At 61.8% G+C, this 7,206-nt stretch carries 7 protein-coding genes; 6 read left to right on the top strand and 1 reads right to left on the bottom strand.

Features of this window, described 5'->3' with window-relative positions; translation table 11 throughout:
- The first annotated feature begins 462 nt into the window (after positions 1–462).
- The 6 genes from AN189_RS18555 (at position 463) to AN189_RS18530 (ending at position 6,875) form a co-directional block, all read left to right on the top strand.
- Positions 463–1,440, top strand: coding sequence for a sugar phosphate isomerase/epimerase (locus AN189_RS18555; protein ID WP_056039659.1), 978 nt, complete (start codon positions 463–465; stop codon positions 1,438–1,440).
- A gap of 43 nt (positions 1,441–1,483) precedes the next feature.
- A complete protein-coding gene (locus AN189_RS18550; protein WP_056039657.1) occupies positions 1,484–2,536 on the top strand; it encodes a substrate-binding domain-containing protein in 1,053 nt (350 codons plus the stop codon).
- A 75-nt stretch (positions 2,537–2,611) separates the two neighbouring features.
- Entirely contained in the window at positions 2,612–4,147 is a 1,536-nt protein-coding gene (locus AN189_RS18545) for a sugar ABC transporter ATP-binding protein (protein ID WP_056039655.1), read from the top strand.
- A complete protein-coding gene (locus AN189_RS18540) occupies positions 4,144–5,124 on the top strand; it encodes an ABC transporter permease (protein WP_056039646.1) in 981 nt (326 codons plus the stop codon). The genes AN189_RS18545 and AN189_RS18540 overlap by 4 nt, the downstream gene beginning before the upstream one ends.
- Positions 5,121–5,984 carry a MurR/RpiR family transcriptional regulator gene (locus tag AN189_RS18535; RefSeq protein WP_056039644.1) on the top strand — a complete coding sequence of 288 codons (864 nt, stop codon included), beginning with the start codon at positions 5,121–5,123 and terminating at the stop codon, positions 5,982–5,984. The genes AN189_RS18540 and AN189_RS18535 overlap by 4 nt, the downstream gene beginning before the upstream one ends.
- A gap of 9 nt (positions 5,985–5,993) precedes the next feature.
- Complete coding sequence (locus AN189_RS18530) at positions 5,994–6,875, top strand: ribokinase (protein WP_056039641.1); 882 nt, start codon at positions 5,994–5,996, stop codon at positions 6,873–6,875.
- 144 nt (positions 6,876–7,019) lie between these two features.
- On the opposite strand, the gene AN189_RS19440 is transcribed toward AN189_RS18530, so the two are convergent.
- Positions 7,020–7,206 (bottom strand): hypothetical protein (locus tag AN189_RS19440; RefSeq protein ID WP_172794954.1); only part of this gene is annotated, 187 nt, incomplete at its 5' end.

The following is a 7,206-nucleotide window of genomic DNA, read 5'->3' as shown; positions in this document are numbered from 1 at the left end:
CAATCAATTTGGACCACTGAGGTGGGGCTGATCAGCACTGCTGCCTGGCCATGCACATCCCCAATGGCAAAGACCTCGACACCTGGATCGATGGCCCCTGGTAGCAGGCGGCTGGTAAGAGCGACCGTAGTGATGTCCACGTCATAGGTCCTGTGAAAGTGTGACTGCAGCCAGTTTAGCGTTTGCACTGATCGAAGTCCCGTGAGTGGTCGCCTCTGCGTATAAACGCTGCTGCCGCAAAGACCGCTACAAGTGACGCAGTTGCAGCCGATTTCAGGTGCCTGAACCATACCGAACGCCATGACTCCTCAAGGGGAACGATCCGCGTCCGACGATCCTGTCATGACAAGCTACCCTCGATAGGACCCATCGGAAAAATCTCGATTTTGAAAATCGTGAAGCCGATACTTGACTACTTCACAATAATACGATTACCTGTGAAGTATACGAAGGGGAGCATCTATGACACGGTTTGCAACACGCCTAAATTCTTTCGCAGCGAAGGCAGAAGCAGAGTGGCCGGGTCTGAACGGCAAGCCCACACCGATGATGACCGCGCGCAGGGCCGCCAAGGTAAAGGGGCTGACCCACGTCGATCTGAACTATCCCGATCATGTCAGTGACGATCCTGCAGCCGTTCGTCGTGAGATCAACGACATGGGTCTGCAGGTCAATGGCCTGGCCATGCGGTATTACACCAATCCTGGGTTCAAGCTGGGTGCGTTCACTCACCCCGACCCGGCGGTCCGTCGAGAAGCGATCGACCTGACCAAGAAGGGGATCGACGCCGCGCTTGCGATGGAAGCACCGCTGATGACCCTGTGGCTGGGGCAGGACGGTTTCGACTACAGTTTTCAGGGTGACTATGCCCGGATGTGGGCCGACGAGATCGACGGTATACGTGAGGTGGCGGAACATGCGCCAGAATGCATGGTTTCCATCGAATATAAGCCCAACGAGCCGCGATCCTACGCGCTGTTGCCCGATGTCGCCACGACCCTGCTCGCAATCGACGAGGTCGGTGCCGACAACCTTGGCGTCACGCTTGACTTCGCCCACGTTCTTTATGCCGACGAGATGCCAGCCTTTGCGGCGACCTTGATCGCGCGCCGGTCGAAGCTCTTGGGGGTGCATCTGAACGACGGGTATGGCAAGCGCGACGACGGCCTGATGGTGGGGTCCGTGCATCCGCTGGCGACGCTGGAATTGCTCACACAGATCAAGCGGGACGGCTACGACGGCGTCATCTATTTCGATACATTCCCCGACGCATCCGGTATCGACCCAGTCGAAGAATGTGCCGCCAACATCGAGATGACCGAACGCCTGATCGCAATCGCGGACAAGGTCGAAACGAATAACGAGTTGCGCGCCGCCATTGCGGCCCAGAATTCGCCACTGTCCCAGCGTGCTGTGCAAAAGCTGCTGGCTGGAAGCTGAAACTTCACGACATTCGAAAACATCATAAAGGGAGGAGACCCAGATGATCACGAAAACTCACTTCAGGAGCGTCCTGTTCGCCGGTCTACTGGCCAGCGGTGCTAGCGTCGCAGCTGCGCAGGACCTTGCGCCGCTGAATTCCGACAGCGAACCTGACCGCATCGACTGGTCCGAGCTTGAGACGACCTTCGGTGCCCTGCCCGCGCCGGCCGAGGGCACCAAGGTCGGCGGCGTGTCCAAGACTCTGACGAACGAATACTGGCGGTCGTTGGGCGAGGGCTATCAGAACGAGGCCGACAAGATGGGCGTCGGTTTCGCCTACCAGGCCGCACCGAGCGAAGGCGACCAGCTGGGCCAGCTGTCGATCGCCGAAAACATGATCTTGCAGGACTACAATGCGCTGCTGCTCTCGCCGCAGACCGACAACAACCTCCAACCCGCGCTGGAAAGTGCGCAGGCCAAGGGCATCACGGTCGTCAACGTGAACGATGCAGTCATTCCCTCCGTCGCGCACTATGTCGGCAACGTGCAGCGTGACAACGGGGTGCGCGTCGCCCAGTGGTTCATCGACAACACCGAAGGTGGCAAGGTCGCGGTAATCGAAGGTCAGCCAGGCGTTTTTGCTGCCGGTCAGCGCACGGATGGCTTCACCGCCACCATTGAGGAGGCTGGCAACTTCGAGGTCGTGGCCAGCATTCCAGCCAACTGGAGCCGCGAGACCGCCTACGACGCCGCTTCGACGATCCTGCAGCAGCATCCCGACCTCATCGGATTCTATGCCAATAACGACGGCATGGCGCTTGGCGTGGTCGAGGCGGTCAAGGCCGCGGATCTGGCCGACCAGGTCGCGGTCTTCGGCACTGATGGCATTTCCGACGCCTATGCTTCGATCCGGGCGGGCGACCTGACCGGGACCGTCGACAGCTTTCCGGTGCTGACAGGGGAGGTTGCGATGGAAGTGGCGCTGCGGCTGCTGGCGGGGCAGGACTTGCCGCGCGTTGTGGCAACCCCGCAAGCGCTGATTACGGCAAACAACATTGACGCCTACGCCGTCGCCGACACCGAGGCACTGCGCGCAACGTTGCTGGCCGAATAGGCCGGTGCATCGGTCCGGACACCGCGCCTCCCAAGCGGCGTCCGGGCCAACCCCCAGTATTTAGGAGGACGGCCCGTGACTGACCCTGTCGCTCGGCTGAAGGTGGACGGCATTGTGAAGGCGTTTCCGGGGATCAAGGCCCTGGATGGCGTGTCCTTCACTGTCCGGCCCGGCGAGGTTCACGGCCTGCTGGGCGAGAATGGCGCCGGCAAGTCTACGATGCTCAACATCCTGTCGGGTGTCTTCGCGGCCAACGCGGGGCGGATCATCATCGACGGCACCGATGCCTCCCTGGTCGGCCCCAAGTCTGCCCGCGCCGCCGGGATCGCGATGATCCACCAGGAACTGCAACTGATCCCGGCACTGAGCGTGGCGCAGAACATCTTTCTGGGTCGCCCCATGCGGCGGGCGGGCGGCCTTCTGGTCGACCGCGCGGCGCAAGAGCGGCGCGCAGAAGAGATCCTGTCGGCACTCGACCCGACGATCGATCCAAAGGCGAAGGTGTCGGAGCTGAAGGTCGCCCAGCAGCAGATCGTCGAGATCGCCCGCGCCCTGCTGGACGACGCCCGTATCATCGCGATGGACGAGCCCACGTCGTCGTTGACGCCCTCCGAATTCGACAACCTCGCCGTCCTGATCGCGGCGCTGGCCGCGCAGGGCAAGTCTATCATCTATGTCTCTCACAAGATGGACGAAGTGTTCCGGGTCTGCGACCGTGCGACAGTGCTGCGCGACGGCAGGTTCGTGGCGACCGTGACCCTGGCCGAGACATCCGAGGCGCAGATCATCGCCCGTATGGTCGGTCGCGACGTGGTGGCCGAGGGGCATGTCAGCCACGCCACAGATGTCGTGGCCATGACTGTCTCCGGGCTTGGCGACCATAGGCTGATCCGCGATGCCGATTTCGCCCTGCACAGGGGGGAGGTGCTGGGGATCGCCGGCCTCGTCGGGTCTGGCCGCACGGAACTGTTGCGTCTTGTCGCAGGGATCGACCGCGCAAATGCGGGCACCGTCACGGTCGGTTCGGCAACTGGACCGTTCAGAACCCCGCGCGAGGCGATCCACGCCGGCATTGGACTGGTGCCGGAAGAGCGCAAGAAGGACGGCATCGTCCGCGCGCGAAGCGTCGCGTCCAACATCGCCTTGCCCTGTATGGGCAAGTTCACGACCTTCGGCCTGATCCGCCGAAAGGACCTGCACCGGGAGGCGACGGCCCTAATGGAGCAGATGCATCTGCGCCCGCCGCAGGTGGACAGGGCGATCGGTCAGTTCTCCGGCGGCAACCAGCAGAAGGCCATCATCGGTCGCTGGTTGGCGGCCGATGTCGACATCCTCCTGTTCGACGAACCGACCCGTGGCATCGACATCGGCGCCAAGTCCGAAATCTACGACCTGATCGAGCAGTTGGCGGCAGCTGGCAAGGCCATCGTCGTCGTCAGCTCCGAGATGACCGAGATCATGCGCGTGTCCGACCGCGTCCTCGTGATGCGCGAAGGCCGCATCGCCGGTGCCCTGACCGGCCCCGAAATCACGGAAGGGCGCATCGCCGCCCTTGCCATCCCCCAATCCAAGGGCGGTGCGTCCGCCGCAGCGGTAAGAGGCCACACATGACCGACCACACCACACCGGACCGGGCTGCCGGCCGCAGAAGCCTGCTGCCCGCCGCCTTTAACCTGCGCGACGCGGGCACCCTGTTCGGGCTAATCCTGATCTTCGTGATCTTCGGGATCCTCAGCCCCGTCTTCATGACCACGCCAAACCTGCTCAACATCCTGCAGCAATCCTCTATCAACGCGTGCATCGCGCTCGGCATGACATTTGTCATCATCTCAGGCGGGATCGATCTATCCGTCGGACCGGCCGCCGCCCTGTCGGCGGTGGCGGGTGCCGCGCTGATGGTCGCCGGCATACCTCTTCCGCTCGCGCTGCTGGCGGCGCTCGGCACCGGGATGCTTTGCGGTCTATTCAACGGGGTGTTGATAGCCTACGCGGGGCTTCAGCCCTTCATCGTCACGCTGGGCGGCCTGTCGCTATATCGGGCGCTGGCGCTGATCTTCACCGGGGGCAACCCGATCTTCGGCATTCCGGCGGAGTTCCGGTCGTTCATCAACGGCGACCTGGCCGGCGTGCCGGTTCCGGTCCTGATCGTCGCTGCGATCGCGGTGATCCTGTGGGTCGTGCTGAACCGCAGCCCACTGGGCGAATACATTTTGGCCATCGGCGGCAACCCTGAGGCCGCGCGCATCGCGGGCGTCCCCGTCGCCCGCACAAAGATCATCGTCTACATGCTGTCAGGCGGGCTTGCCGCCGTGGCAGCCATGATCCTGATGGGGCGTCTCGGGGCCGCCGATCCGACCATGGGCAATTTGTGGGAGCTTGACGCCATCGCCGCTGCGGCGATCGGCGGGGCCTCCCTGATGGGCGGCAAGGGCTCGGTGGTCGGCACGCTGCTGGGGGCTGTCATCCTGGGATCGCTGCGCAACGGTCTAACCCTCATGAACGTGCAGGCGTTCTATCAACTTCTCGCCACCGGCATTATCATTATCGTCGCGATGTTGATTGACCGGGCCACCCGGGGAAAAGGATGAATGTGATACTCGATCCCCGGACCGTCGGTGCCCAGGTGCGAATGCGGATGCCGTCGATGACCCCGCTGGAGGCGCGGGTCATCGACACGATCACCGGTCGCACGGATTTCGACTTGACCACGCCGATCAAGGCCGTGGCCGAGGATGCCGGTGTGTCGGAGGCGATGATCGTCAAGATCGCCAAGAAGCTCGGCTTCAGCGGGTTCCGTGACTTCCGCGAGGCGTTCGTGTCCTACCGGCAATCGGATGTTGCATCGCTCCACGCGGAAATCTCGCCCGATGACAGTTCCGCCGACATCGTGAGGAAGGTATTCAACACCGCCAGTCAGGCGCTGAAGGAGACTCTTTCAATCCTGGACATGGCTGCCTTCGATCGGGCAACTGATCTGCTGCACGGTGCTCGACAACGGGACTTCTACGGTGTTGGTGGCTCCGCGCAGATCGCGCGGGACGTCGCGCACAAGTTCCTGCGGATCGGACTGCGCTGCAACGTATTTGACGACACCCACATGATGCTGATGTCGGCTTCCCTGCTGGGGCCGGACGATGTCATCGTCGCGGTCAGCCATTCCGGTGCGACGACCGCAGTCCTTGAAGCGGTCATGCTCGCTCGCCAAAACGGCGCGCGGACCATCGCATTGACCAATTACGCAGGCTCTCCCATCGCTGAAATGGCGGATGTCACGCTGTGTTCCACGGCGCAAGGCTCGCCGCTTCTGGGTGAAAACGCGGCGGCGCGTCTCGCGCAGCTCAGTATCATGGACGCCATCTTTGTCGGTGTCGCGCAACGGGACTTTCCCAAAGCAGAAGCCGACCTGACCAAAACGATGCACGCCGTCGATACCAAGCGCAAGAAATAGGATTTAAGCATGTCGCCCAAGACCGGGATCGTCGTCGTCGGATCTCTGCACTACGATATCTTCGTCGATGCACCGCATCGCCCCGATGCGGGTGAAACAGTCACCGGCCATTCGTGGCACCCCAAGTTCGGCGGCAAAGGCGGCAACCAAGCTGTCTCGGCCGCACGGGCCGGCGGGGCGGTCACGCTCGTGTCCGCCGTCGGATCCGATGAATTCGGACGTTTCGTCATGGCGCGTCTGGACAGGACCGGCGTGGGCACCGAGCATGTTTCAAAGGTTGACGGTCTCGGCACGGGAATGAGTGTTGCCGTCTCGGATGCAAGCGGGGACTACGGTGCCGTCATCGTGTCGGGTGCCAATCTGGCGATCGATCCCTCCATCATGGCCGATGACGCGCTGTGGTCCAGTGCGGGCTATCTGATACTGCAGAATGAGGTGCCAGAAACGGTGAACATCGCGGCTGCCGCTGCCGCGCGGTCTCATGGGGTGACGGTCTGCCTGAACGCAGCCCCTTGGCGCGAGATGAGCGACACGCTCCTCGACCTTATCGACATCCTTGTCGTCAACGCCCTCGAGGCCGAGGCAATGTGCGACCTGCCGGTGGCCGACCTTTCGGGCGCAAAGTCCGCCGCCGCGGCACTGTCGGACCGGTTCAAGTGTACCATTGTGACGGCTGGTGGCAGCGGCATCGCTTTTGCAACATCTCAGGATGTAGGCACCATCCCGGGAGAGCCCGTCGAAGTCGTCTCAACCCACGGCGCCGGGGATCACTTCATCGGCCATTTCATCGCGTGCTGTTCAAAGGGCGCAACCCTCTATGATGCTCTTGCCGCTGCCAACTCATCTGCCGCGAAGCTTGTGTCGGGCAGTTTGGGTGGCACTGAAGTGTAGGTGTTAACACCGATGTAAAATGATCACGGTCACGGTGGGTTGAACTGAGGAGAGGTAATCCCCCAGCCGGACCAGACCCGAAATGAAAGAATTGATTCCGATGACAAGGTCAGAACGTTCCAAAAAAAAATAGACTCATTCACTTCACATCTGTCCTGCTTCAATGAAAATCTTATCGAGAGCGCGCAACAATCGCGGCTCACGTTTCATTTCGAACGCAAGATGGTCAATCTGGGTGTCGAAAATCTTGATAATTTGTGCTGTGTGGCCAACGCTATCATTAAAACGCTTGCCAAAAATGGCCTTGCTCTGCTCTGGTCCAAATTGATTG

Source organism: Loktanella sp. 3ANDIMAR09 (assembly GCF_001420005.1).
In the GTDB taxonomy this organism is placed as follows: Bacteria; Pseudomonadota; Alphaproteobacteria; order Rhodobacterales; family Rhodobacteraceae; genus Loktanella.
The sequence above is the reverse complement of the archived record's forward strand: the minus strand, read 5'-3'. Positions and strand labels throughout refer to the sequence as shown.

Coding starts and splice junctions, on each gene's coding strand:
- AN189_RS18535 (WP_056039644.1), top strand. CDS start 5,121: ATGAATGTGATACTCGATCCCCGGACCGTCGGTGCCCAGGTGCGAATG.
- AN189_RS18530 (WP_056039641.1), top strand. CDS start 5,994: ATGTCGCCCAAGACCGGGATCGTCGTCGTCGGATCTCTGCACTACGAT.
- AN189_RS18555 (WP_056039659.1), top strand. CDS start 463: ATGACACGGTTTGCAACACGCCTAAATTCTTTCGCAGCGAAGGCAGAA.
- AN189_RS18540 (WP_056039646.1), top strand. CDS start 4,144: ATGACCGACCACACCACACCGGACCGGGCTGCCGGCCGCAGAAGCCTG.
- AN189_RS18550 (WP_056039657.1), top strand. CDS start 1,484: ATGATCACGAAAACTCACTTCAGGAGCGTCCTGTTCGCCGGTCTACTG.